The organism is Mixta tenebrionis (assembly GCF_006517625.1).
Classification (GTDB): domain Bacteria; phylum Pseudomonadota; class Gammaproteobacteria; order Enterobacterales; family Enterobacteriaceae; genus Mixta; species Mixta tenebrionis.
This window is the reverse complement of the sequence record NZ_VHQI01000006.1, coordinates 93,871-117,480: the sequence shown is the minus strand read 5'-3', so window position 1 is coordinate 117,480 and position 23,610 is coordinate 93,871. Positions and strand designations below refer to the sequence as shown.

Genomic DNA, 23,610 nt, shown 5'->3' with positions numbered 1-23,610 from the left:
CTAAGGTGAAACGTCCTTTCGGGCGGGCCGACGCCCGCTCTTTGCCGGAGTCTGTTGATGTCGCTCTCCTTCCTTGCTTCCCTTACCGCCGTCTCTCCCGCCGAGTGGGATGCGCTGCTGCCGGATAACAACCCGTTTTTACGCCACGCCTTTCTCAGCACGCTGGAAGAGAGCGGCAGCGTAAACGCGCGCAGCGGCTGGCGGCCGGCGCATCTGGTCTGGACGGAACAGGGACGCCTGCGCGCCGCCCTGTCCGGCTACGGCAAAAGCCATTCCTGGGGAGAGTATGTTTTCGATCACAGCTGGGCCGATGCCTGCCAGCGCGCCGGTATCCGCTACTATCCCAAGTGGCTCGGCGCCGTGCCCTTCAGCCCGGTAAGCGGGCCGCGCCTGCTGGGAGCAACCTCCGCCCTGACAACGCTGCTGGCGGAACTGCCTGAGATGCTGGCCCGCCACGGCTTCTCCGGCGCGCATATTAATTTTACCGACGCGCGCGGCGATGCGCTGCTGGCCGCACAGCCCGGCTGGCTGGAGCGCCTCGGCTGCCAGTATCACTGGCATAACCCCGGCTACCGCGATTTTCAGGATTTTCTGGATACGCTGATGTCGCGCAAACGCAAGCAGATCCGCAAAGAGCGCGAGCAGGTCGCCGCCAGCGGCATCACCTTTCGCTGGCAGAGCGGCGGCGAACTGAGCGAAGCGCAGTGGGATTTCGTCTATGACTGCTACGCCAATACCTATGCGCTGCGCGGCCAACAGCCCTATCTGACGCGTGATTTTTTTAGTCTGCTGGCTGAACGGATGCCGCAGACGATTCGCGTAGTGTTCGCTCTGCGCGACGCGCAGCCGGCGGCGATGGCCTTCAGCCTGCTCGACGATAACACCTTCTATGGCCGCTACTGGGGCTGTCTGGCGGAGTTTGACCGGCTGCACTTCGAAACCTGCTTCTGGCAGGGCATTGAGTACGCCATCGCCCACGGACTGCGGCGTTTCGACGCAGGCGCACAGGGCGAACATAAGCTGACGCGCGGCTTTGCGCCGGCGTTGACCCGCTCATGGCATCTGCTGCGCCATGAGGGATTGCAGCAGGCGGTGGCCGACTTTTTACCGCAGGAGCGCGAAGCGGTGCGCGCCTGGGCAGCAGAGGCGCGGCAGGCGCTGCCTTACCGCCGCGACGCCTCTTAATCATCGCCGACGAAGTTGCCGGTTTGATGACGCCACAGCCGGGCATAAAGGCCGTTCTGCGCCAGCAGCTGGTGATGATTGCCCATTTCGACAATCCTGCCGTGCTGCAGCACCACCAGCCGATCCAGGCGGGCGATAGTTGAGAGGCGGTGAGCGATGGCGATCACCGTTTTTCCCGCCATCAGCGTATCCAGGCTCTCCTGAATCGCCGCTTCCACCTCGGAATCGAGCGCCGAAGTCGCCTCGTCCATAATCAGAATCGGCGCATCCTTCAGCAGCACGCGGGCAATAGCGATACGCTGGCGCTGACCGCCGGAAAGCTGCACGCCGCGCTCGCCGAGGTGCGCATCCAGCCCGCTGCGCCCCTGATTATCGCAGAGCTGCGGAATAAACTCATCCGCCCGCGCCCGGCGGATCGCCGTCCACAGCTGCCCTTCGCTGGCATCAGGCCGCCCGTAAAGTAAATTATCGCGAATCGAACGATGCAGCAGCGAGGTATCCTGAGTAATCATGCCGATCTGCGCGCGCAGGCTGGTTTGGGTAACCTGGGTAATATCCTGGCCGTCGATAGCGATGCGTCCGTCATTAAGGTCATACAGCCGCAGCAGCAGGTTCACCAGCGTCGATTTCCCGGCGCCCGAAGGGCCGATCAGACCGATTTTCTCTCCCGGCTGAATAGTAAGGTTAAGGCGGTTAATTACATGACGCCCGCCGCCATAGTCAAAACGCAGATTATCGAAATGGATCGCGCCCTGCTGAACGCGCAGCGGCCTGGCTTCCGGCGCATCGGTCACGCTCAGCGGCTGAGAGATGGTGCTCAGCCCATCCTGCACCGTACCGATATTGTCGAAGATGCCGTTTACCACCCACATAATCCAGCCGGACATATTCACAATGCGGATCACCAGGCCGGTGACCAGCGCGATCGCTCCGACGGTAATCAGCGATTCGCTCCACAGCCAGAGCGCCAGCCCGCAGGTGCCGCCGATCAGCAGGCCGTTAAGGGTGGAGAGCGCGAAGTCCATACTGGTCAGCATCCGGCTGGCGTGCTGGGTTTTCTCGGTCTGCTCGCCAATCGCCTGCTGCGCATAGCGCTGCTCCAGATCGGTATGGGCGAACAGCTTCAGCGTGGTGATATTGCTATAGCCGTCAACGATACAGCCCATCAGCTTTGAGCGCGCTTCCGAGGAGACGACCGAACGCGCCTTGATGCGCGGCACAAAATAGCGCAGCGCGCCGGCATAGGCGATAATCCAGATAATCAGCGGCAGCATCAGCCGCCAGTCCGCGCCGGCGAACAGCACCAGCGAAGTGATGGCATAAATCGACACGTGCCAGATGGCGTCAACAATCTGCACCGCCGAATCACGCAGCGCGTTGCCGGTTTGCATAATGCGCTGCGCGATACGCCCGGAAAAATCGTTCTGGAAAAACTTCAGGCTCTGGCGCAGTACGTAGCTGTGGTTCTGCCAGAGGATCAGGCTGCCGAGGCTCGGTCCAATACTCTGGTGAACCAGCAGATCGTGCAGGCCGATAAACAGCGGGCGCAGCACCAGCGCCACCGCCGCCATCCACAGCAGCGCTCCCCAGTGCTGCTGAAAAAACGTGGCGGGCGAGGAGGCGTTGACCATATCAATCAGCTGGCTGAGATAGCGATAAAGCGCCACCTCAATCAAGGCGGTAATCAGGCCGACAGTCAGCAGCGCCGCAAAGCTGCGCCAGACCTGGCGCAGAAAATAGCGGTAAAACGCGCCGACGTTATCGGGCGGCGCGTCGCCCGGCGCATCCTGAAAGATATTGATATAACGTTCGAAACGGCGGAACAGCATGGTCACGCTCACTTTTTAAACGACAAGACTCTGAGCTTAGTGCATATTGCTGCGAGGCTTGCCCGCCGCTTCCTGAAGCGCAGCGCAAGGAGATCGCCTTCTGCGCTGCGCCTGGCGCGGTTTTCCTCGCTGCTCCCAGCCACTTACCAACGTAAGCGCCCGGCATTTTGCCGCGCTTACAGAGCGTAAATTATTTCCTGCATAGCGCGTTTCCCGGAGGCGAAGGTGACAAAAAAACTGGTGATATTTCTGCACGGCGTCGGCAGCAACGGCAATGATTTAGCCGGGCTCGGCCCGCACTGGGCGCCCCGTTTGCCGGGCGTCGCCTTTGCCGCGCCCGACGCCCCTTTTCGCTTCGATCACGGCCCCGGCTATCAGTGGTTCAGCCTTGACGCCATTACGCCGCAAAACCGCGCCGCAAGGTTGATCGCCGCCCGCTCCGCCTTCGACGCTACCCTGCACGCTCTGCTGAGCGCGCAGCAGATCGCCCGGCCGGAGAATGTACTGCTGGTGGGCTTTTCGCAGGGTTCAATGATGGCGCTGGATGCGCTGGCATCCGGGCGCTGGCCGCTGGCGGGCGTGGTAGCTTTTTCCGGCCGGCTGGCGACGCCCGATCCGCTGACGCCGCGATGCCAGACGCCGGTGCTGCTGGCGCATGGCCGGGTTGATGCGGTGATTCCCTGGGAAGAGAGCGAATCCGCCGCGCTGCGGCTGAAGACGACGGGTCTGCCGGTAGAGACGCTGTTTGAAAACGGCGTCGGCCACGCTATTTCCGGGACGGGCGCGCAGCGGGCAGTCAGCTTTATCGCCCGCTGCTTCGGCCTTACCGACGCGCTATGACCAACAGCGGCGTAGCGCGGCGAAGGCCTGCTGCGCCGCACGCTGCGGCGGCTGTTGCTGCAGCCGGTCGTTAAATACTTCAATCCCTACCGGGCCGTGATAGCCCTTACGTTTCAGCGCGCTAACAAACTCCGCCACCGGTAAATTACCGTCGCCGGGCAGCAGCCGGCGATGGCGCGCCGTCTCGATCAGGTGTTGCCTGTCTCCCGGCGTAACCGCTTCAACCGTATCGCACAGCTGCACCTCATAAATCTGTTCCATCGGGATAGCGTCCAGCACGCTGGCGTCATCGCCGCACGCGGTAATATGAAACAGATCCACCACCAGCCCGACATTGGGCAACGCCAGCCGCTCCAGCCGGCGCCAGATCGCTTCCAGCCGGTTGTCGACGGCGCTCCAGGCCATCGGCTCATACATAATACGCAGCTGGCGGCGCGCCGCCTCAGCCGAAAGCCAGCGTAAATCTTCATCGATCAGATCGGCCTGGCAGTCGGCGCGGGTGCAGGCGGGCGCCTGTACCGTATCGCAGCCAATCGCCTGCGCCAGCTGAAAAAACTGCTGCGCCTGCCGGCGTTTTTCGTCGCGGATAGCCAGCGGAGCGCCGGCAAAATCGCTCAGCACCTGACAGTTGATAAAGCCCAGCCCCAGCTGCCGCGCCTGTTCGCGCACCGCCGCCGCGCCGCCCGCAGCGGACTCAACGTTGCGCTGCCAGATCTCCACCCGATCGAAACCGGCCTGTTTTGCCGCCTGTAGCTGCGCCGGGGTTTCCCCGGAAAGCAGCACTAAATTAAGGAATGTAAGGTTGTCGCTCATCGATCCTCCTTGTTGAACGGGACTCCCGGCATGCCAGATCGCATACCGCCCTGTTTAACTGTAGAAGGTTATCGCTCTTAGCCGAGCAGCGTGACCAGCAGAAAACCGGCAAAGGTCATCAGCAGCGAACCGACCACATGTATCAGCATATGCCCCAGCGCCCAGAGATATTTTCCGCCCTGCATCAGCGTCATTATCTCTACGGAGAAGGTGGAAAAAGTGGTCAGGCCGCCGCACAGCCCGGTGACGATCAGCAACTTCCACTCCGGCGAAAGCTGCGGATGCTTCATAAACCAGGCGGTCGCCATGCCGATGATTAGCCCGCCCGCCAGATTGACCAGCAGCGTGCCGGGAGGAAGATTAGGAAACAGCGCGTTAAAGCGTAAAGAGATTAACCAGCGCAGCGTACAGCCTGCGGCGCCGCCGAACATTACGGCCAGCATCGATTTCAGCATCATCGTAGCAACCCAACAGAAGATGATTATTTAACGGGGCAGGCCGCTCGGCGAAAACGCCTGTGCTCCTGACATGCGCCGCACCTTTATCTGTCGCGTCAGGCAGCGTCAGCCCTGGAAAGGAGCGGTTGGGAAAGGTAGAGCGCCATCGCCTTAAGGGCGTAGTGTAGCGATGGCGGACATGGCAGACAATAGTGCAGCCGGGCGCTGCGCGTAACCCTTTAATTTCGGGGGTTTAATGCTGCGCGCTTCGACGCGGGCGGTATTACGTTGAGTTGACGGCAATTGTTATGTTATAACATATTTTTTCTTACTTCCGGGAAGGAATATGTCCGTTAAGCTGGTACAACGTTTACAGGCGGTTGATGCGCTGCGTGGGCTGGTGGTGCTGTTGATGCTGCTGGATCACGTGCGCGAAACCTTTTATCTGCATAAGCAGCTGGCCGATCCGATCGATGTGGCGACGACTGAGGCGACGCTGTTTATCAGCCGCACTCTGGCGCACCTGTGCGCGCCGGTTTTTGTTTTTCTTACCGGCCTGTCGGCGGCGCTTTACCAGCAGAAAAAACAGAGCCGTAAAGCCGTTTCTCATTTTTTACTCAAGCGCGGGCTGGTGCTGATTGCGCTGGAACTGACGCTGGTTAACTTCGCCTGGACCTTTCGCTTTCCGCCGGAAACGCTCTATTTGCAGGTTATCTGGGCCATCGGCCTGAGCATGGTAGCGCTGAGCGCCCTGCTCTGGCTGCCGCTGCGGGCGCTGGCGGCCGTTAGCCTGTTGCTGATAGCGGGACATAATCTGCTCGACGACCTGCATGCGGCGCCAGATTCGCTGTGGCATCTGCCGTGGGCGATTCTGCACGATCGCAGCTGGATTGCAGCAGGCGATGCGCTGCGTATACGCACCTCTTACCCGCTGCTGCCGTGGATCGGCGTTATCGTCGCAGGCTACTGTGCCGGAAAGCTCTGGCGGCCCGGCTGCCTTCCCGCCGCGAGAGGCCGCGCGCTGCTTACCGCCGCCGCCGGTCTGCTGGGGCTGTTTGTGCTGCTGCGCCTGCTGAACGGTTACGGCGAGAAACCGTGGCAGGCGGGCGCGACCTTCGGCGAAAGCGCGATGGCTTTTTTCAATATCACTAAATATCCGCCGTCGTTGCTGTTTCTCTGCCTGACGCTGGCGCTGGGGCTGGCGCTGCTGGCGCTGTTTGAGCGCGCGGAGGGACGCCGCGCGCTCCTCTGGCTGGCGACCTTCGGCGGAGCGCCGATGTTCTTCTACCTGCTGCATCTGTACGTTTTAAAAGGGCTTTATCTGGCCGCCGAAGCCTGCTGGGGAAAAAATCAGGGCGACTGGTTCGGCTTTAACGCGGTCTGGCAGCTCTGGCTGATGACGCTGCTGTTAGCGCTGCTGCTGTGGTGGCCGGTGCGCGCCTTTGGCCAGCTGAAACAGCGAAGGCGCGATCTCCGCTGGCTGAAATATTTTTGATTTGGCGACGGCAGGAAAACGGGGCCGAAACGAGAAAGCGCCCGGCTGGAAACCCGGTTTCTTGCCCTCCATTGCCGGATGGCGGATGCTGAAGCCACCAAAGCTCTTTCCTGGAGAACGCAGTGCACGACATTATTCTGGATACCGATATCGGCGTCGATGACGCCTTTGCGCTGGCCTATGCCGCCAAAACCCAGCGGCTGTTGGGCATCACTACCGTCTTCGGCAACGTGGCGGTAGAGCAGGCGGTAAAAAACGCCCGCCTGTTTTGCCATAAGATGCAAATCGACGCGCCGATTTTGCGCGGCTGCTCACGCGCGCTGGCGCAGGCGCCGACGCCGCCCGCGACATGGATACACGGCGCCGACGGGCTGGGCGGCGTGTTCAGCAATCATTTCAGCAGCGAGGCGGAGAACGCGGTGGATTTTATTATTCGCAGCGTTAACGCCCGCCCCGGCGAAATTACCCTGGTGGCGATCGGCCCGCTGACCAATATCGCCAGCGCCATCAACCAGGCGCCGGAAATCGCGGCGCGCGTCAAACAGCTGGTGATTATGGGCGGCGCGTTCGGCACCGACGGACACGCGGGCAACGTTACGCCTTTCGCCGAGTTTAATATCTGGAAAGATCCGCACGCCGCCGATCAGGTGCTAACCTCGGCGCTGCCGATAGTGCTGGTGCCGCTGGACGTTACGCATCAGGTGTTAATCAGCGGCGAGGCAATCCGCACCTTACAGCAGCCGGTGCTGGAAGCGATTTCACGCAGCTACCTTGACTACAGCCGGCAAAAAGAGCGCTTCGCAGGTATGGCGCTGCACGATACCCTAACCATCAGCTGGCTGGTAAATCCCGGCTGGTTTCGCACCGTACGCGCGCCGATACGGGTCATCAGCGAAGGGATCGCCAGCGGGCAGACCCAGCGCCAGCTAACCTCGCTGGCATCACGCGACAACGCCTTTGCCGGCTGCCCGGCGCAGCAGATCTGCCTGGGCGTGGACGCCGCGGCGGCGCAGGCGCACTTTCTACAAACGCTGCGCCGGCAGGCGGCGTAAGCGGCCGTAATAAACCGGGAAAACCGTCCGCCCGGTGAGAAGGCGCCGCGCGGCGCCTGGCGATGGCTATTGCTTCCGGCCCGGTCCGGCTACCGGCTCAAAGGAGTGACGATGGCGCTGTAGCCACTGCGCAGAGCGCAACATCGCTCCCCCGCTGTGGAGCAGCAGCCACGCAGCCTTGCCCTTCTTCAACACGATGAACGCCCCTAAGTGAGGAAACTCGCGGGATCGTAACCATGTCGTCTGCATCAGACCTCTCCTCCGTTACAGTAAGTCAGTGCTGCTTCGTTCTTAAAGCAGAGATTAAACGAAACGGAAAGATTTTTTCTTAAGAATATTCCTGGCTTATAATTAATTTTATGGGAAGCTTCAATAAAAACGCCGGCGCGACGCATTCGCTTATTTTACGCATCATTAATAAAATATAACATTTTCATTTTATCGTTACGCCACACCAACTTAAGTTATATTTTCCGGTCATAAGAAAATCTTTTCGCTGGGCCGCGCTTGCAAAGCCATACGCACCCGCTAGATTTAAAAGCGTTGGATGCGCATATATTTATCTCCCCCCACTGATAAATATATGCACGCTGTTAACTCACACGAGGAGAAATAATATGACTCAGCATCGTGGTGGTTCAGGTAACTTTGCAGAAGATCGTCAGAAGGCGTCTGAAGCAGGTAAGAAAGGCGGCCAGCAGAGCGGCGGCAACTTTAAAAATGACCGTGAAAAAGCTTCTGAAGCAGGCAAAAAAGGCGGTCAGAACAGCCGCCGTAGCTAATCTTAGCGCGGGCAGCCGCCGGTAAGTTTAGCTCAACCCGCAGTGTGCATGCCGCACTGCGGGAAATCTCATTTGTCGCTCTTGTTTTTTTATCCGCCGCCAGCCGCTTTTCAGGCGCTAATAACCATAGCGCTCCGCTGCTATTTAAAACAGCCGAAGCGGTAAGGTGCGGATGAGTCTTAAAGCTGCATTTCATCCATTGCACTTAATTATTCTTGTCTATACTTGAATTAACAGGGCACTCTGCCCTGACATATTTAATTAATAAATTAATCCCTTTGGTTATGGAGTCAATTATGAGTATTAAGACGCTGGAAGACCTGTTTATTCACGATCTCTCTGATGTTTACAGCGCTGAGAAACAAATCAGCCGTGCGTTGCCAAAAATGGCGCGCGCTGCTACCGATGAAAAACTTATCGAAGCGTTTAAAACTCATCTGGAAGAAACCCAGGGTCAAATCGAGCGCCTCGACCAGCTGGTTGAAGCCACGCCTGAAGCGCGCATCAAACGCATGAAGTGCCATGCGCTGGAAGGCCTGGTGGAAGAAGCGCAGGAAATCATTGAATCCGTTGAAAAAGGCGTGGTACGCGATGCCGGCCTGATCGGCGCGGCGCAGAAAGTGGAACATTACGAAATCGCCGCTTACGGCACGCTACGCGCGCTGGCGCTGAAGCTGGGCTATAAAGAAGCGGCGCGCCTGCTGGAAGAAACGCTGAAAGAAGAGAAAGCGACCGATGAGAAGCTGACCATCATCGCAGAAAAAACGCAGTAATGGTTTTCAGGTCAGGCCGCGCGGCCTGACCCTCCCCACCGCTTTTCTCCTCTCTTATTCCCCCCTGGGCGTCACCCACGCTTAATTATGCCGTAAACACTCTACCTGGAATTTATCACCGTAGCGCTGTACGCCGGCCAGAAAAGCAGCGGTAGAGAGCGCTTCGGGCGGCGGCAATAGCGGCGCCCGCTGTTGTAATTCACGATCGAAGCGCGACAGCGCGGCAAAATCACGCGGAAAACGTTCCACATCGACGCCGACAAAGGCGCCTTCATCGCTGGCATAGTTTAATAACTGCTGCCAGCGTTCAACAGGCGCCATACCGATGCTCTCGGTTCCGTGTGAAAAGAGCATCAGATCGATATTGCGGAACGGCGGCTGGCGATCGAGGTAGCGCTGTAGCGAATTGGCGGAAGGCTCGGTGCAGAACGAGAGCCAGAAAGGAATGGCGCGCTGCTGGATAGTGGTCCAGGGATCCATCAGTAAAAAGCTATCCACCACCAGCCGCGAAGCGATGACGCCGGCGGACATATACCAGTCGCGATAAATTTCGGCGGTGACGAAGCTCAGCGCTTCAGGGTTTTCATAGCGCAGCTCTACCAGCTTCCAGCCCTGGGTATTGGCCAGCTTTTTCAGTTCCGCCATCAGGTGCGCGTCAAAGCCCCATTCCGCTTCAGGCACGATAACGTCCGGCGTCGGCGGCGTCCATTTTTCCTCATCGCGCCCATAGCGCGCCAGATGTTCCGCCACCCGCGACCCGCCCTGAAAATATTCCTGCTCCGTTGCGCCGCCCGGCGCGCCGAACTGGTAAAACGAGCGATCGCTGGTGCGGGTGGCGGGCCACTGCTGGGTGCAGTGGTTGATCACCAGGGTGCCGCCCGGCGGCAGCGCGCTTAATAAAAATTCGCTGTATTCCAGCGGCAGCTTACGGTGCTTAAGGTAAAACCAGGCGATTTGCTCAAGCATCAGGCGGCCCTGATTCGGATCCTGCATCTGGTGCACGGCGATATGCGGCGAAGTAGCCAGCAGCGCATCGGTCGCCGGCTTGCCGTTCGCCATTCCCTCCTGCGCATTATCGGGATCGTTATGCAGCGAACGCACCGGGCAGAGGAAAGTCTGCGGCAGCCAGGGTACGCCCATCGCCGCCGCCAGATGCACCATCGCGCCGTTAGAGGCGCCGACAAATACCGCCGGATAATGCTGCTGCGGATAGCGGGCGGCGATCCAGCGCGCGATCCCTTCAATATCCAGCTGCTGTAGCTGATTGAGGGTGACGCCTTCCGTCATACCGCCCACCGCGTAGCTCCACTCACGCATACGATCGGGCAACAGATTCAGCGCGGGCAGCACGCGGTCCAGCGTCGGCGACTGGCTGGGGCTGCTGAACGGACGCTGATGCAGCGCATTGCTTAACGCCGTGACCATCGCCACCGCAGAATCATAGCGGGCGATGCCGCGAGGAGGTTTACTCATGGTTTTCCTGCTCCTTCTGCACACGGGCAATAAAGGGACGAATGGCGCGGCTGTAGCTCCACGGGTAGACATAGTGCAGCGAATGGGTGCCCTGCGGCAGCGTCATCAACTCCCCGTGCGGCAGCAGGGCGACGATCTCTTCTACCCAGCGCGCCGGCGAAACCACGTCAAACGAACCGCGTACCACCAGCGTCGGCGCCTGGATATAGGGCAGGCGCTGCTCAATACGATCGCGCATCATGGCGCGCATGGTGGCGAAAGCGCGCCAGACGCCAGCTTTAGCGTAATCAACGCGGCTAAGCGCGGCGGAGGAGCGATGCGTCTCACGGCGCCCGTTGCGCCATTCGCGCCACAGCTGGCGCGGCAACGAACGACAGCGGCGATCGACGGTCGGCCCCTGTAACACCAGCCCGGCGACCGCCTCAGGATGCGCCACCGCCAGCGCCGCCAGTACCTGGCAGCCAAATGAGTTGCCCACGAAGATCGCGCGCGACAGCTGGTTTTGCTGCATCCACATCCAGAGCGCTTCCGCCAGCCGATCGACATCCAGCACCGGCTGCGATGCGGGAAAGGCGCTGCCGCCGAAGCCGGGCAGATCGGGCGCCAGCACGCGATACTCCCAGCCAAGCGCCAGCGCCAGATCCTCCATCGCCCGCCCGGAGAGCACCAGGCCATGCAGCAGCACCACCGGCAGGCCGGGGCGCGTTTCCGGCGTGGTGCGGGTAAACATGCGCCACGGACCGATCTGTTGATAGTAGCCCGCCAGGCCCGCCTGGTGGCTGTGGATGCCGACTGGCGGCGTCTGCTGCCATTTACGCCACTGCCTGACAAACAGCGCGCTTCCGGCTGCGGCGGCAGCCATACCGAGAAGAAGTACGCGGTGATCTGGCCCGCGCCGCCGGGATATTCTCTTCATCAGCTGCCCTCAGAGTAAGGATACCCGCTAAGTTTAGGTGCTAAATGGCGCTTCGCCTTACCTGCCGGGCCATCGGGCGGGCAGAGTGACAAAACTGTGCGGCGGCTATCAACAATAGCTATTTAGGAGAAAAAGAGAGTGACAGCGCAGGCGGCCCGGCACCGCTGTTTTGCCGGCGTGCCGGACAAGATGGTTAGCAACGGCTCGTCAGCAGCCCGCACTCGTACTCTGAACGTCTGCGCGCAGCTGTAATAAACATCAGCGTTGGGAAAAAAGAGGATGAAGCAGGAGAATAACAGGAGTTTGATAACCATCGGCGTTCCCTGGCCGCGGTTATCGAGGGTTTGCTGTCGGCAGCGCCGTTAGTTCAGCGCGCCCGGCGGCACATGCTTAAAGGCTTCAACGTAAGCATGAAATACATACCGGAAAAACTTTTTCATAATCGATGACCTGCTAAAATTTTGTTGAAAATTACAACAAAAATTATAACCAGCGTCGCTGCCAGCTTCAATATTTTCTTGAGGTAGATCACAAAATTTCGCACATTTATGAAAATTTATTCTTAAACAGCGGTTAATCGCCTGCTTCCGTTCAAAACGGGAAGAGTACAGGAAACTTTACTTTTAAAATCATCTGGTTAAACCTGGCTTACCGGGCGGTTTTTTTATTGGATATGTTAGCGGCGCAGAAAAAACGTAGTCGCCTGAGCGCCCCGCTGCAGCGCTGGCGATTAACATCGCTACGGTTAGCGGCTGCGGCGCGTGATGTGCTGTGCGCATAAAGGCGGGCAGGATAGCGTCTGGCAGGAAGGAACGGTACGCCTTCGCGCGGAAAATATTGGTTGAAATGGAAATGGTCATATCGACCTTTAGCGCGGCGGCATACTCACTTAAAAAATTTGCGGCCTCTTCAGGTAAAACAGGACGCCCCCGGTGCTCAATGAGGCATCATCCGTCATTGCCCAAAAGTATTTTTTAACAAAGCGTGCACGGAATTTGCTTTACACATATTTATTACTTAGCCCCTGCTATTAATTTATATCGTGAAATAACGTTCTCTCAGGCTTTGCGGCGCGAAGCGTTGAACCGACGCGCCAATTGCCGGAGAATGGCCCTCTGCTTTGTTACTATTTTTTAACCATTATGAAATCTACCTTCGAAAACTGGCTGGCGCCGTTGAGTATTTTACTGCTGGGCTTTCTCTCCGCGCTGCTGCTGCCCGCGCCCGCGCTCGGCCCGCAGCTTTCGGCCCGTCTGATGTCGCTGTTCCACTTCAGCGATCTGGGCCAGCTCTATACCATTGTTCTCTGCCTGTGGTTTCTACTGTTGGGCATCATTGAGTTTTTTATCATCCGCTTTCTCTGGCGCCGCTTCGGGCAGGTATAACCTCTGCGCGTACGGCCTGTTTTCATATTGTCAGGCAACCTGATAGCGCCGCCGCCCAGCCTGTAGCGACTAATCCGCGCCCTTTTGCTGCGAATCCGCACAACTTAATCAGTCTGTGCCAGGCTTATTAACGGATAAGGCCCGGTGTACCGGCCTGAAAGGACCATTATTAAGGAGAAGCTATGGTTAAAAAATTTACCGTTGCCGCGCTGATCGCTCTGTTTACGCTGCCCGTGTTTGCCGAAGACGCGGGCGGTTATAAAAGCGGCGAAACGCCGCCGCGTAACCAGGACAGCGGCTATAAAGGCACCGAAGACACCACCTCCCCGCCCATTAGCCAGGTGAAAACCATGCGCGACGGCGCCTGGGTCACGCTGGAAGGCTATATCGTCAGGCAAAAAGGCGAGCAGAGCTATCAGCTACGCGATCGGGCGAAAGATAATATCGATCTGGTGATCCCGAAAAAGGTATTTGACGGAAAAACCTACGACGCCGAAGATCAGGTGCGGTTGAACGGCCGCCTGCGCCACGATGGTAAACGCCGCTGGATTGACGTTGAACAGCTGGGCGTACCCTGAGTAAACACCTGCTCTCCGTCCAACCGGCGGAGAGCATGGGAGGCGAAGATGAAGAAAATGCTGACGCTTGCGCTGGCGGTTCTGCTTACCGCCCCGCTTTTCGCCGCCGACGGCGGTTTTAATCCGCACGGCAGCGCGCCGCCGCCGGCAGATCAAAAGAGCGGCTACCGCGCCGTGACCGATAACCAGCAGATCACCGCCGCGCAGCAGCTTCCGCAGCTTGCCAGCGGCGATACGGTCACGCTACAGGGTAATATTATCCGCCAGAGCGGCGCTAAAACCTGGCAGCTGCGCGATCGATCGGGCACGGCGCAGCTGCAGATCGACGATGATGTCTGGCGAGGCCAGCAGGTCAAACCTGATGATTTAATCGCGGTAACAGGTACCGTAAGTCATCATAACAAGCGCGTACTGGTGAAAGTCGAAAAGCTCTACCTGCTGTAATTTCCCCGCCTGTTTCGCGTTCCCTTAGAGGCCAAAGTAAGGGAACGCTTACCTGCTATTCCTGCTGTAGTAAGCCCTACACTCTCTTAACATCTTTAACATACGTCCTGTGAGCTACATCTCATTATGCTGGTTAAAACTTAACCAGCTTTTAATTTTTAAACAATTTATTCAATTTTATTGCGAAAATGTTATATTTCATGCGGTACATATAACGTGCAGTTAACCTGCATTTTTAGTATGGTTATACCGGGTTTATTTCAGATGTTTATGGAAAGAGGGTAACCCGCCTGAAAGAAGACGGTCTCTTTCACCTGCAATTACCGTTGAGTCATCAACGGACGGAGATGTCGCCTCATGCGTAAATCAGCATTACCTTCAACGCTGTCTGTGAATGGCAGGCATGCAGCTGCAGAAGGGGAAAAGGACGTCGATGTACTGCTCATCGGCGGAGGGATCATGAGTGCCACGCTGGGCACTTATCTTCAGGAGCTGGAGCCGGACTGGACTATCGAGATGGTAGAGCGCCAGGGAAAAGTGGCGGAAGAAAGCTCAAACGGCTGGAATAACGCCGGTACTGGTCACTCCGCGCTGGCAGAAATGAACTATACGCCGGAAAAAAACGGCGCGATCGATATCAGTAAAGCCGTTGAGATCAACGAATCCTTTCAGGTCTCCCGCCGTTTCTGGGCGTCCCTGGTGCAGAAAGGCACCCTGCGCAATCCGCGCAGCTTTATCAACACCACTCCGCATATGAGCTTTGTCTGGGGCGACGACAATATCAGTTTCCTGCGCCGACGCTATGAAGCGCTGCAAAAAAGCACCCTGTTCCGCGGCATGGAGTACTCAGAAGATCGCGAGCAGATTGCCAAATGGGCGCCGGCGATGATGGCCGGACGCGATCCGCAGCAGCGCGTCGCCGCAACGCGCATTAACATCGGCACCGACGTAAACTTCGGTGAGATTACGCGTCAGCTGGTAGCTGCGCTGAGCAAAAAGCCCGGCTTTAGGCTGCGCACCGGTCACGAAGTGCGTGCAATTCAGCGTAACGAAAGCGGCAGCTGGCAGATCACGCTGGCCGATCTGACGAACGGCAGCGCGCTGAAAACCGTTAACGCGAAATATCTGTTTATCGGCGCGGGCGGCGCGGCGCTGCCGCTGCTGCAAAAAACCGGTATTCCGGAAGCGAAAAACTATGCCGGTTTCCCGGTGGGCGGCTCTTTCCTGGTAGCCGAAAACCCGGAAGTAGTGAAACGCCATTTGGCGAAAGCGTATGGAAAAGCTTCCGTCGGCGCGCCGCCGATGTCGGTGCCGCACCTCGACACCCGCGTGCTGGACGGCAAGCCGGTGCTGCTGTTCGGACCGTTCGCCACCTTCTCCACCAAATTCCTCAAGCAGGGCTCGCTGTGGGATATGTTCGGATCTATCACCCCCAGCAATCTGCTGCCGATGCTCTGCGTAGGTAAAGACAACTTCAACCTGGTGAAATATCTGCTCAGCCAGCTGATGCTGAGCGACAACGATCGCTATGCAGCGCTGCAGGCTTATTTCCCGCAGGCGAAAAAAGAGGACTGGCGTCTGGTGCAGGCAGGCCAGCGCGTACAGATCATCAAAAAAGACGCCAAAAAAGGCGGCGTGCTGCAGCTGGGCACCGAGGTGATCGTCTCGCAGGACGGTTCCGTTTCCGCGCTGCTGGGCGCTTCGCCGGGCGCCTCGACCGCCGCGCCGATTATGCTGAACCTGCTGCAAAAAGCGTTTAAGGAAAAATTCGCCACGCCGGAATGGCAGGCGAAGCTGAAAGAGCTGATTCCTTCGCTCGGCCAGAAGCTGAACGGCAATATCAGCGCGACCGAGCGTGAACTGGCGGAAACCAGCCGCATTCTGCAGCTGGACTACACGCCGATGACGCCGGCGGCCGCCAACGACGAGCCGACGCATACCGCCGCCGTAATGGGCAAATAGGCGTCTCAGCACTATCCCCTCAGGGCGGCAGCGATGCCGCTCTTTTTATTAGCGCAGCGTCCCCTCCGCAGCAGTTCCAGGTAAAAATCCCTAAAAGCGCCGCTTTTTTGGCTGATAGGGCATTCTTCTATTAGGTTTAAGGAGTAATAAATTCCGTTGCGGGCTGGTCCCGTAGTTGTGATTGCTGTCACAGGAGGGGAAACATGACGCTCCCAACGTCAACAACGAACGCCGCCGAAGAATTCGCCCTGCTCGATCGCTACTGGCGCGCCGCCAACTATCTGTCGGTCGGGCAAATTTATCTGATGGATAACCCGCTGCTGCGCGAGCCGCTAACAGCAGAACATATCAAGCCGCGCCTGCTGGGGCACTGGGGCACCACGCCAGGGCTTAATTTTATCTATGCGCACCTCAACCGCATTATCCGCCAGCGCGATCTCGATATGATCTATATCTGCGGCCCCGGACACGGCGGGCCGGGGATGGTTGCCAATACCTGGCTGGAGGGCAGCTACAGCGAAATCTATCCCGATATCAGCGAAGATGCGCAGGGAATGCAGCGGCTATTTAAGCAGTTCTCTTTTCCCGGCGGCATTCCCAGCCACGCCGCGCCGGAAACTCCAGGCTCGATTAACGAAGGCGGCGAGCTGGGCTATTCGCTGTCGCACGCCTTCGGCGCGGTGTTTGACTATCCCGATCTGATCGCCGCCTGCGTTATCGGCGACGGCGAGGCGGAAACCGGCCCGCTCGCCTCCAGCTGGCACGGCATCAAATTCCTGAACGCGGCGCGCGACGGCGCGGTGCTGCCAATACTGCACCTCAACGGCTATAAAATCGCTAACCCGACGCTGCTGGGGCGCAGCAGCGACGAAGATCTGCATCAGCTGTTCAGCGGCTACGGCTATGAGCCGCTGTTCGTCTGCGGCCATGAGCCAGAGAAGATGCATCAGCTGATGGCCAGGGCGCTGGATAACGCTTGCGATAAAATCCGCGACTATCAGCAGCGCGCGCGGCGCGGCGAAACGTCGGAGCCGATTCCGCGCTGGCCGATGATTATCCTGCGCAGCCCGAAAGGCTGGACCGGCCCGCAAAGGGTGGATGGCAAAAAAGTGGAAGATTTCTGGCGCGCGCATCAGGTGCCGGTTTCCTCCTGTCGCGAAAACGATGAGCATCGCCAGATTCTGGAAAACTGGATGCGCAGCTATCAGCCGGAAGATCTGTTTGATGAGCAGGGACGGCTGCAACCGGAACTGCGCGCGCTGGCGCCGCAGGGCGCTAAGCGCATGGGCGCCACGCCCTACGCCAACGGCGGCCGACTGCGGCGCGAGCTGAAGACGCCAGATATCCGCGATTTTGCCGTTGATGTCGCCACGCCAGGCGAAAAACAGGTGCAGTCCACCGAAGTGCTGGGGGAGTATCTGCGCGCCATCTTCCAGCTTAATCAAGATAACTTTCGCCTGTTCGGCCCGGATGAAACGGCCTCTAACCGCCTCAGCAAGGTATTTGACGTTACCAGCCGCACCTGGATGGAAGAGGTGCGCGACTATGACGAACAGCTGGCGCCCGATGGCCGGGTAATGGAAATCCTTAGCGAGCATCAGTGTCAGGGCTGGCTGGAAGGTTATCTGCTTACCGGGCGTCACGGCCTGTTTAACTGCTACGAAGCCTTTATCCATATTATCGACTCGATGTTTAACCAGCACGCAAAATGGCTGAAGGTAACGCGCAAGCTGCCGTGGCGCGAGCCGGTTTCCTCGCTGAACTACCTGCTCTCCTCGCACGTCTGGCGTCAGGATCACAACGGCTACAGCCATCAGGACCCCGGCTTTATCGATCACGTGGCGAATAAGAAATCGGATATTGTGCGTATCTATCTGCCGCCGGATGCCAATACGCTGCTGTGGGTGGGCGATCACTGCCTGAAAACCTGGGATCGCATCAACGTGATCGTTGCCGGTAAACAGCCGGAGCCGCAGTGGCTGACGATGGATCAGGCGATTAAGCACTGCGAAGCGGGCATGGGCATCTGGGAGTGGGCGGGCAATGAACAGCCGGGCCGGCAGCCCGATGTGGTAATGGCCTGCGCCGGCGATGTCCCCACCATGGAGACGCTGGCGGCGGTGGATCTGCTGCGTGAGTACCTGCCCGATCTGAGCGTGCGCGTGGTAAACGTGGTCGACCTGATGGCGCTGCGAACCAAAGATAAACATCCGCACGGCATGGAGGATGAGGCGTTCGACCAGCTGTTTACCAGCGACAGTCCGGTCGTGTTCGCCTTCCACGGCTACCCCAGCCTGATTCACCGGCTGACCTATCGACGTAATAACTACCGTAATTTCCACGTACGCGGCTTTATGGAAGAAGGCACTACCACTACGCCGTTCGATATGACGGTGATGAACGAGCTGGATCGCTATCATCTGGCGCAGGAGGCGATCCTGCGCGTGCCCGCGCTGCAGGGTAAAGCGGATTCAATTCTCGACGATCTTGCAGAGAGAATCGCTGAACATCACCGCTACGTGCGCGAATATGGCGAAGACGTACCGGAAGTACGTAACTGGAAATGGCCGTCGCAGCAGGGCAGCGGCAACGCGCCGGAGTAATCCGCAGGCGGCCTGCTACGGGGGGCCGCCCTGCTTTACTTCGCTAGCGTCCGGCGCCAGCGTTAAACGCCCTGAACGTTATTCATCGGCACCCCATTGACCTTAACAGCAGGAACGCCTACTAATCAGATCTCTGTTTCTCAACGGTGAGACGATAATGGCAGCCACGCTTCCTTTTAAGCAGGTCGATGTATTCAGCACCACGCCCCTGAGCGGTAATCCACTGGCGGTGATTCTTGACGGCAGCAGCCTGAGCGACGCCCAGATGCAACGCATCGCAAGCTGGACCCAGCTTTCCGAAACCACCTTCGTCCTGCCGCCCCGGCATCCCGCAGCCGATTATCGGGTGCGCATTTTCACCGTTGAAGGCGAACTGCCTTTCGCCGGCCATCCGACGCTGGGCACCGCCCACGCGCTGCTGGAGGCGGGACGGCGGCCGAAAACGCCGGGCCGTCTGGTGCAGGAGTGCGGCGTCGGACTGGTGCATATCGCCATCGGCGAGAGCGGCGAACTGGCTTTTGCTGCGCCGCAGGCGACGCTGACGCCGTGGCAGCATCCCGGCCTCGCCGCCGCGCTCAACAGCGAGGCTTTTGATATGCAGCAGCCGGTCACTATTGTCGATATGGGTATTCGCTGGCTGCTGGTGCCGATGAGTTCGGCGCAGGCGGTGCTGGATATACGCCCCGACGTGCCGCGGCTGGCGCAGCTGCTGGCGGATGCGTCAGTTACCGGCCTGATGCCGTTTGGTCCAGCCAGCGACGGCGCGGTCGCCTGGGAAGTGCGCGGGCTGCTGGTGGAACAGGGCGCGCTGACCGAAGATCCGGTAACCGGCAGCGCCAATGCCTGCCTGGCGCGCTACCTGGCGGCGCAGGGGCGGCCGCACGACTATCTGGCGCGGCAGGGCAGCGTTATCCGGCGTGACGGACGCATCAGCGTACGCTTCCGCGAGGAAGCTATCTGGATCGGCGGCCGCACCGCCACGCTGATTGACGGTACCCTGACGGTTTAAGCGCTTCGGCGGCCAGCCTGGCGCCTGTACCGCCGGACGTTTGATTGCGCCGGCGGTGTTAGCGCGGCAAGCGTCAGCAGCAGCCATACCCGCAGCTGGCGGCCGGCAGCTGCCGCATTTTCTCCCTCTGCCGCCGCCTCTCCTCTGCTACCCCTTTTACCCCGACGCCGCCGGCTAAAAGCGCCGCCGCCGCCATTTTGCGCCGATTTTCCTCTGCTGTATCCGCTGAAAGCGCACTGTTACCGGTAATTAACGTGATTTTATTAACCTTTTATCGATAACTCTCTTGCCAGCGGGTGAAAAACAAGCATATTGAGTTAATTTTAGTTAATAAAGAAGCTTCACAGCGCCTCATTGTCACCATTACGGCAACAAACGGGTTTGAAGATGGATAAAATTCACGCAATGAAGGTGTTCGTTACCGTCGCCGAGATGGAAAGCTTTACTCGCGCGGCGGAAAGCCTGGGCCAGCCGAAGGGCAGCGTATCGCGACAGGTGCAGGCGCTGGAAGAGCGCATGGGCGCGCGCCTGCTGCACCGCACCACGCGTCGCGTTCAGCTCACCCAGGACGGGCTGATTTACTATGAACGCTGCCGCGACGTACTGGCGACGCTGGATGAGATGGACGCGCTGTTTCAGAACGAGCCAGCCACGCTTAGCGGTCGTCTGCGGGTAGATATGCCGGTCACGCTGGCAACCGATATGATTATTCCCAGGCTGCCCCATTTCTTACAGCACTATCCCGGCCTGGAACTGGAGCTAAGCAGCAGCGATCGCCAGATAGACGCTATCCGTGAAGGATTTGACTGCGTGGTGCGTATCGGGCAGCGTCAGGATGCCAGCCTGATGAGCCGTTCGCTGGGCCAGCTGGCGATGGTCAACTGCGCCAGCCCCGATTATCTGATGCGCTTCGGGATGCCGCTCAGGCTGGAGGATCTGTCGCAGCATGCGATGGTGCATTACAGCCAGCAGCTGGGCGCCCCTGCGGCAGGTTTTGAGTATTATGACGGCCAGCGCAGCCACTTTATTCAGACCGGCGGCGCGCTGACCGTTAACGCCACGCCCGCTTACCGCCACGCCTGCCTGGCCGGGCTGGGAATTATTCAGGCGCCGCGTTACGGCGTGCAGCCGCTGCTGGAAAACCAGCAGCTGGTAGAAGTGTTGCCCCACTTTTGCGCCCGCCCGCTGCCGCTGTCGCTGCTCTGGCCGCACCGCCGCAACCTGACGCAGCGCGTCAGGGTATTTATGGAGTGGCTAACGCAGGTAATGAAAGAGTACGCCGCGTGACGGCGCGGCTATAATGAGCGTTTGACGTAATAAAACAGAAGGATGAGTCCGGTTCATGACGGAAAAACATGCGCAGCCCCCTGAACAGCGGCAGCAAGAAGATAAGCCGCTGATTAAAATTAAAACCGGCAATCATACAGTCGATCGTTCGCTCAGCCGCGTTTCACGCTTTGTCAGCTGGTTTCGGGCGATTCCGGCGGTGGCGCACTTTATTCGCGCCGGGGAGCGCTTTACCGATCGCCTCGGCAGCCAGTTCGGCGCCGCCATTACCTATTTTTCTTTTTTGTCGCTGATCCCGATTCTGATGGTGTCGTTCGCCGCCGTCGGTTTTGTGCTGGCCTCCCATCCGATGCTGCTGAACGAACTGATTGAGCGCATCGTTAACAGCATCAGCGATCCCACGCTGGCCAGCACGCTAAAAAATACCGTGCATACCGCCGTTGAACAGCGCACCACGGTAGGCATTACCGGTCTGCTGGTGGCGCTCTATTCCGGCATCAGCTGGATGGGCAACCTGCGCGAGGCGATCCGCGCCCAGTCGCGCGATGTCTGGGAGCGCGGCGCCCAGGACAAAGAGAAGATCTATTTCAAATATACCCGCGACTTTATTTCTCTGACCGGGCTGGTGCTGGCGCTGATTATTACCCTGTCGCTAACTTCAATTGCCGGCGCGGCGCAGGCGGCGATCGTGCGCGCGCTGGGGCTGGAGGATATCGAATGGCTGCGGCCGGCGATGACGCTGATCGCGCTGTCGATCTCCATTTTCGCTAACTACCTGCTGTTTCTGTGGATCTTCTGGATTCTGCCGCGCCATCGCCCGCATAAAAAAGCGCTGCTGCGCGGCACGCTGCTGGCGGCAATCGGCTTTGAGGCGATCAAGTTCATCATGACCCTGACGCTGCCCAAGCTCGCCTCGTCGCCCTCCGGCGCCGCCTTCGGTTCGGTACTGGGGCTGATGGCGTTCTTCTACTTCTTTGCCCGCCTGACGCTGTTCTGCGCCGCCTGGATCGCTACCGCCGATTATGAAAACGATCCGCCGCTTAACCTGCGACGGAAAAAGTAAGCGAAGCGCACACGGCGCGGCACAATAGCGAAATATGCCGCGTCGTGCGCAAAATTCAGCCAACGCCCAGCATGAATAACTAACCCCTCACTTTTATTTTCCCGTTTTGCAGTGATTCCCGCCAGAAAACAGGCCGTTTCCCCTGCCATCCGCCAGTAAAGCTTTTTTGTTAAAAATTATCCACTTTTCATGCGCTCAGCCCAGCGCTGACGCGGCTTTTCACCATTGAACCTGCTGAAAGCTGTGCGTAAGATTCTTTGTTCGGTTTACAAATAAGAAACAATTATGCAAGCAACCATCGCACCAACAATCGACACAGAAACCGCCGCCGCGCCGGTTAACTCGCGCGGTAAAGTCGTCATCGCCTCGCTGGTTGGCACCGCCATCGAATTTTTCGATTTTTATATCTATGCCACCGCCGCCGTGATCGTCTTTCCGCATATTTTCTTTCCGCAGGGCGATGCCACCGTCGCCACGCTACAGTCGCTGGCCACCTTCGCCATCGCTTTTGTCGCCCGCCCCATAGGTTCAGCGCTTTTCGGACATTTCGGCGATCGCGTCGGGCGTAAAGCGACGCTGGTTGCCTCGTTACTGACGATGGGTATTTCAACGGTGCTCATCGGCCTGCTGCCGGGCTACGACGCCATCGGCGTTTTTGCGCCGCTGCTGCTGGCGCTGGCGCGTTTCGGTCAGGGGCTGGGCCTCGGCGGCGAATGGGGCGGCGCGGCGTTGCTGGCGACGGAAAACGCGCCGGCGAAAAAACGCGCGCTGTACGGCTCGTTCCCGCAGCTTGGCGCACCCATCGGCTTCTTCTTCGCCAACGGCACATTTTTGCTGCTCTCCTGGCTGCTGACCGACGCGCAGTTTATGAGCTGGGGCTGGCGCGTGCCTTTTATTCTCTCCGCCGTGCTGGTAATTATCGGCCTCTACGTGCGCGTTTCGCTGCATGAAAGTCCGGTCTTCGCTAAGGTACAGAAAGAGAAAAAGCAGGTGCGCGTGCCGATCGGCACCCTGCTGAGCAAGCATCTGGGCGCGACGATTCTCGGCACCTTTATTATGCTGGCGACCTACACGCTGTTCTATATCATGACCGTTTACTCGATGAGCTACGGCACCGCGCCGGCGCCCGCCGGCCTTGGCTTCTCACGCAACAGCCTGCTGTGGATGCTGATGGTGGCGGTGATCGGCTTCGGCGCGATGGTGCCGGTTGCCGGCCTGCTGGCTGACCGCTTCGGACGCCGTAAGACCATGATTGCGATCACGCTGGGGATTATGCTGTTTGCCCTGCTGTTCCCTACGCTAATGGCCTCCGGCAGCCAGGCAATGATGATGCTGTTCCTGCTGATCGGCCTGAGCATTATGGGGCTGACCTTCGGCCCGATGGGCGCGCTGCTGCCGGAGCTGTTTCCCACAGAGGTGCGCTATACCGGCGCGTCGTTCTCTTACAATCTGTCGTCGATCCTCGGCGCCTCGGTCGCGCCCTATATTGCGGCCTGGCTTAACGCACACTACGGGCTGTTCGCCGTGGGGCTTTATCTGGCAGCGATGGCGCTGCTGACGTTGCTGGCGCTGCTCGCCTGTAAAGAGACCCGCCATCAGACGCTGTACGAAGTCTGATGCGCTGACATAGCCGGCAGAAGGCCAGGCGTCGCGAATAACGCGGCCGGCATGGATGCCGCTTTGC

General features: G+C 58.9%; 20 protein-coding genes. 15 read left to right on the top strand and 5 right to left on the bottom strand.

Features of this window, described 5'->3' with window-relative positions:
- The first annotated feature begins 57 nt into the window (after positions 1-57).
- Positions 58-1,185, top strand: coding sequence for a GNAT family N-acetyltransferase (locus tag FKM52_RS11410; protein ID WP_141176301.1), 1,128 nt, complete (start codon positions 58-60; stop codon positions 1,183-1,185).
- Here FKM52_RS11410 and FKM52_RS11405 read toward each other — a convergent pair.
- Positions 1,182-3,014 carry an ABC transporter ATP-binding protein gene (locus tag FKM52_RS11405; RefSeq protein WP_141176484.1) on the bottom strand — a complete coding sequence of 611 codons (1,833 nt, stop codon included), beginning with the start codon at positions 3,012-3,014 and terminating at the stop codon, positions 1,182-1,184. The genes FKM52_RS11410 and FKM52_RS11405 overlap by 4 nt on opposite strands.
- A gap of 225 nt (positions 3,015-3,239) precedes the next feature.
- Between FKM52_RS11405 and FKM52_RS11400 the strand changes: the two genes are divergently transcribed.
- A complete protein-coding gene (locus FKM52_RS11400; RefSeq protein ID WP_141176300.1) occupies positions 3,240-3,854 on the top strand; it encodes an alpha/beta hydrolase in 615 nt (204 codons plus the stop codon).
- On the opposite strand, the gene FKM52_RS11395 is transcribed toward FKM52_RS11400, so the two are convergent.
- Together FKM52_RS11395 and crcB are read right to left on the bottom strand one after the other, a co-directional pair.
- Positions 3,849-4,667: a sugar phosphate isomerase/epimerase family protein gene (locus tag FKM52_RS11395; protein ID WP_141176299.1), complete on the bottom strand. Its 819-nt coding sequence runs from the start codon at positions 4,665-4,667 to the stop codon at positions 3,849-3,851. The two genes, FKM52_RS11400 and FKM52_RS11395, sit on opposite strands and share 6 nt — an antisense overlap.
- Positions 4,668-4,744: 77 nt before the next feature.
- On the bottom strand, positions 4,745-5,122 hold the full coding sequence (gene crcB / locus FKM52_RS11390; protein ID WP_141176483.1) for a fluoride efflux transporter CrcB: 378 nt from the start codon (positions 5,120-5,122) through the stop codon (positions 4,745-4,747).
- A gap of 328 nt (positions 5,123-5,450) precedes the next feature.
- On the opposite strand from crcB, the gene FKM52_RS11385 reads away from it, so the two are divergent.
- The 4 genes from FKM52_RS11385 (at position 5,451) to FKM52_RS11370 (ending at position 9,206) form a co-directional block, all read left to right on the top strand.
- The gene (locus FKM52_RS11385; protein ID WP_141176298.1) at positions 5,451-6,599 is read left to right on the top strand and encodes an acetyltransferase domain-containing protein; all 1,149 of its coding nucleotides are present in this window, start codon (positions 5,451-5,453) and stop codon (positions 6,597-6,599) included.
- Between the two features lie 122 nt (positions 6,600-6,721).
- Positions 6,722-7,651, top strand: a complete 930-nt coding sequence (locus tag FKM52_RS11380) for a nucleoside hydrolase (protein ID WP_141176297.1) — start codon at positions 6,722-6,724, stop codon at positions 7,649-7,651.
- A 617-nt stretch (positions 7,652-8,268) separates the two neighbouring features.
- Complete coding sequence (locus FKM52_RS11375; RefSeq protein WP_038629516.1) at positions 8,269-8,433, top strand: con-10 family general stress protein; 165 nt, start codon at positions 8,269-8,271, stop codon at positions 8,431-8,433.
- Between the two features lie 296 nt (positions 8,434-8,729).
- Entirely contained in the window at positions 8,730-9,206 is a 477-nt protein-coding gene (locus FKM52_RS11370) for a YciE/YciF ferroxidase family protein (protein WP_141176296.1), read from the top strand.
- An 81-nt stretch (positions 9,207-9,287) separates the two neighbouring features.
- Here the strand turns inward: FKM52_RS11370 and FKM52_RS11365 are convergent, their stop codons facing one another.
- Together FKM52_RS11365 and FKM52_RS11360 are read right to left on the bottom strand one after the other, a co-directional pair.
- Positions 9,288-10,679 (bottom strand): hypothetical protein, encoded by a 1,392-nt coding sequence (locus FKM52_RS11365; protein ID WP_141176295.1) that lies wholly within the window; start codon positions 10,677-10,679, stop codon positions 9,288-9,290.
- Complete coding sequence (locus tag FKM52_RS11360; RefSeq protein WP_141176294.1) at positions 10,672-11,595, bottom strand: alpha/beta fold hydrolase; 924 nt, start codon at positions 11,593-11,595, stop codon at positions 10,672-10,674. The genes FKM52_RS11365 and FKM52_RS11360 overlap by 8 nt, the downstream gene beginning before the upstream one ends.
- Before the next feature lie 1,142 nt (positions 11,596-12,737).
- Between FKM52_RS11360 and FKM52_RS11350 the strand changes: the two genes are divergently transcribed.
- The 9 genes from FKM52_RS11350 to FKM52_RS11310 all read left to right on the top strand — a co-directional run bounded on the left by FKM52_RS11350 (position 12,738) and on the right by FKM52_RS11310 (position 23,543).
- A complete protein-coding gene (locus FKM52_RS11350; protein WP_141176293.1) occupies positions 12,738-12,980 on the top strand; it encodes a DUF1158 family protein in 243 nt (80 codons plus the stop codon).
- 182 nt (positions 12,981-13,162) lie between these two features.
- Positions 13,163-13,558 carry a YgiW/YdeI family stress tolerance OB fold protein gene (locus FKM52_RS11345; RefSeq protein ID WP_141176292.1) on the top strand — a complete coding sequence of 132 codons (396 nt, stop codon included), beginning with the start codon at positions 13,163-13,165 and terminating at the stop codon, positions 13,556-13,558.
- A gap of 48 nt (positions 13,559-13,606) precedes the next feature.
- Positions 13,607-14,002: a YgiW/YdeI family stress tolerance OB fold protein gene (locus FKM52_RS11340; RefSeq protein ID WP_141176291.1), complete on the top strand. Its 396-nt coding sequence runs from the start codon at positions 13,607-13,609 to the stop codon at positions 14,000-14,002.
- Positions 14,003-14,359: 357 nt separating this feature from the next.
- Positions 14,360-15,964 carry a malate dehydrogenase (quinone) gene (gene mqo, locus FKM52_RS11335; RefSeq protein ID WP_141176290.1) on the top strand — a complete coding sequence of 535 codons (1,605 nt, stop codon included), beginning with the start codon at positions 14,360-14,362 and terminating at the stop codon, positions 15,962-15,964.
- A gap of 203 nt (positions 15,965-16,167) precedes the next feature.
- Complete coding sequence (locus FKM52_RS11330; RefSeq protein WP_141176289.1) at positions 16,168-18,567, top strand: phosphoketolase family protein; 2,400 nt, start codon at positions 16,168-16,170, stop codon at positions 18,565-18,567.
- Positions 18,568-18,724: 157 nt separating this feature from the next.
- Positions 18,725-19,576, top strand: a complete 852-nt coding sequence (locus FKM52_RS11325) for a PhzF family phenazine biosynthesis protein (RefSeq protein WP_141176288.1) — start codon at positions 18,725-18,727, stop codon at positions 19,574-19,576.
- A gap of 387 nt (positions 19,577-19,963) precedes the next feature.
- Entirely contained in the window at positions 19,964-20,863 is a 900-nt protein-coding gene (locus FKM52_RS11320) for a LysR family transcriptional regulator (protein ID WP_141176287.1), read from the top strand.
- A 55-nt stretch (positions 20,864-20,918) separates the two neighbouring features.
- A complete protein-coding gene (yhjD, locus tag FKM52_RS11315; protein WP_141176286.1) occupies positions 20,919-21,926 on the top strand; it encodes an inner membrane protein YhjD in 1,008 nt (335 codons plus the stop codon).
- Between the two features lie 285 nt (positions 21,927-22,211).
- Positions 22,212-23,543: an MFS transporter gene (locus FKM52_RS11310; protein WP_141176285.1), complete on the top strand. Its 1,332-nt coding sequence runs from the start codon at positions 22,212-22,214 to the stop codon at positions 23,541-23,543.
- Positions 23,544-23,610 lie beyond the last annotated feature (67 nt).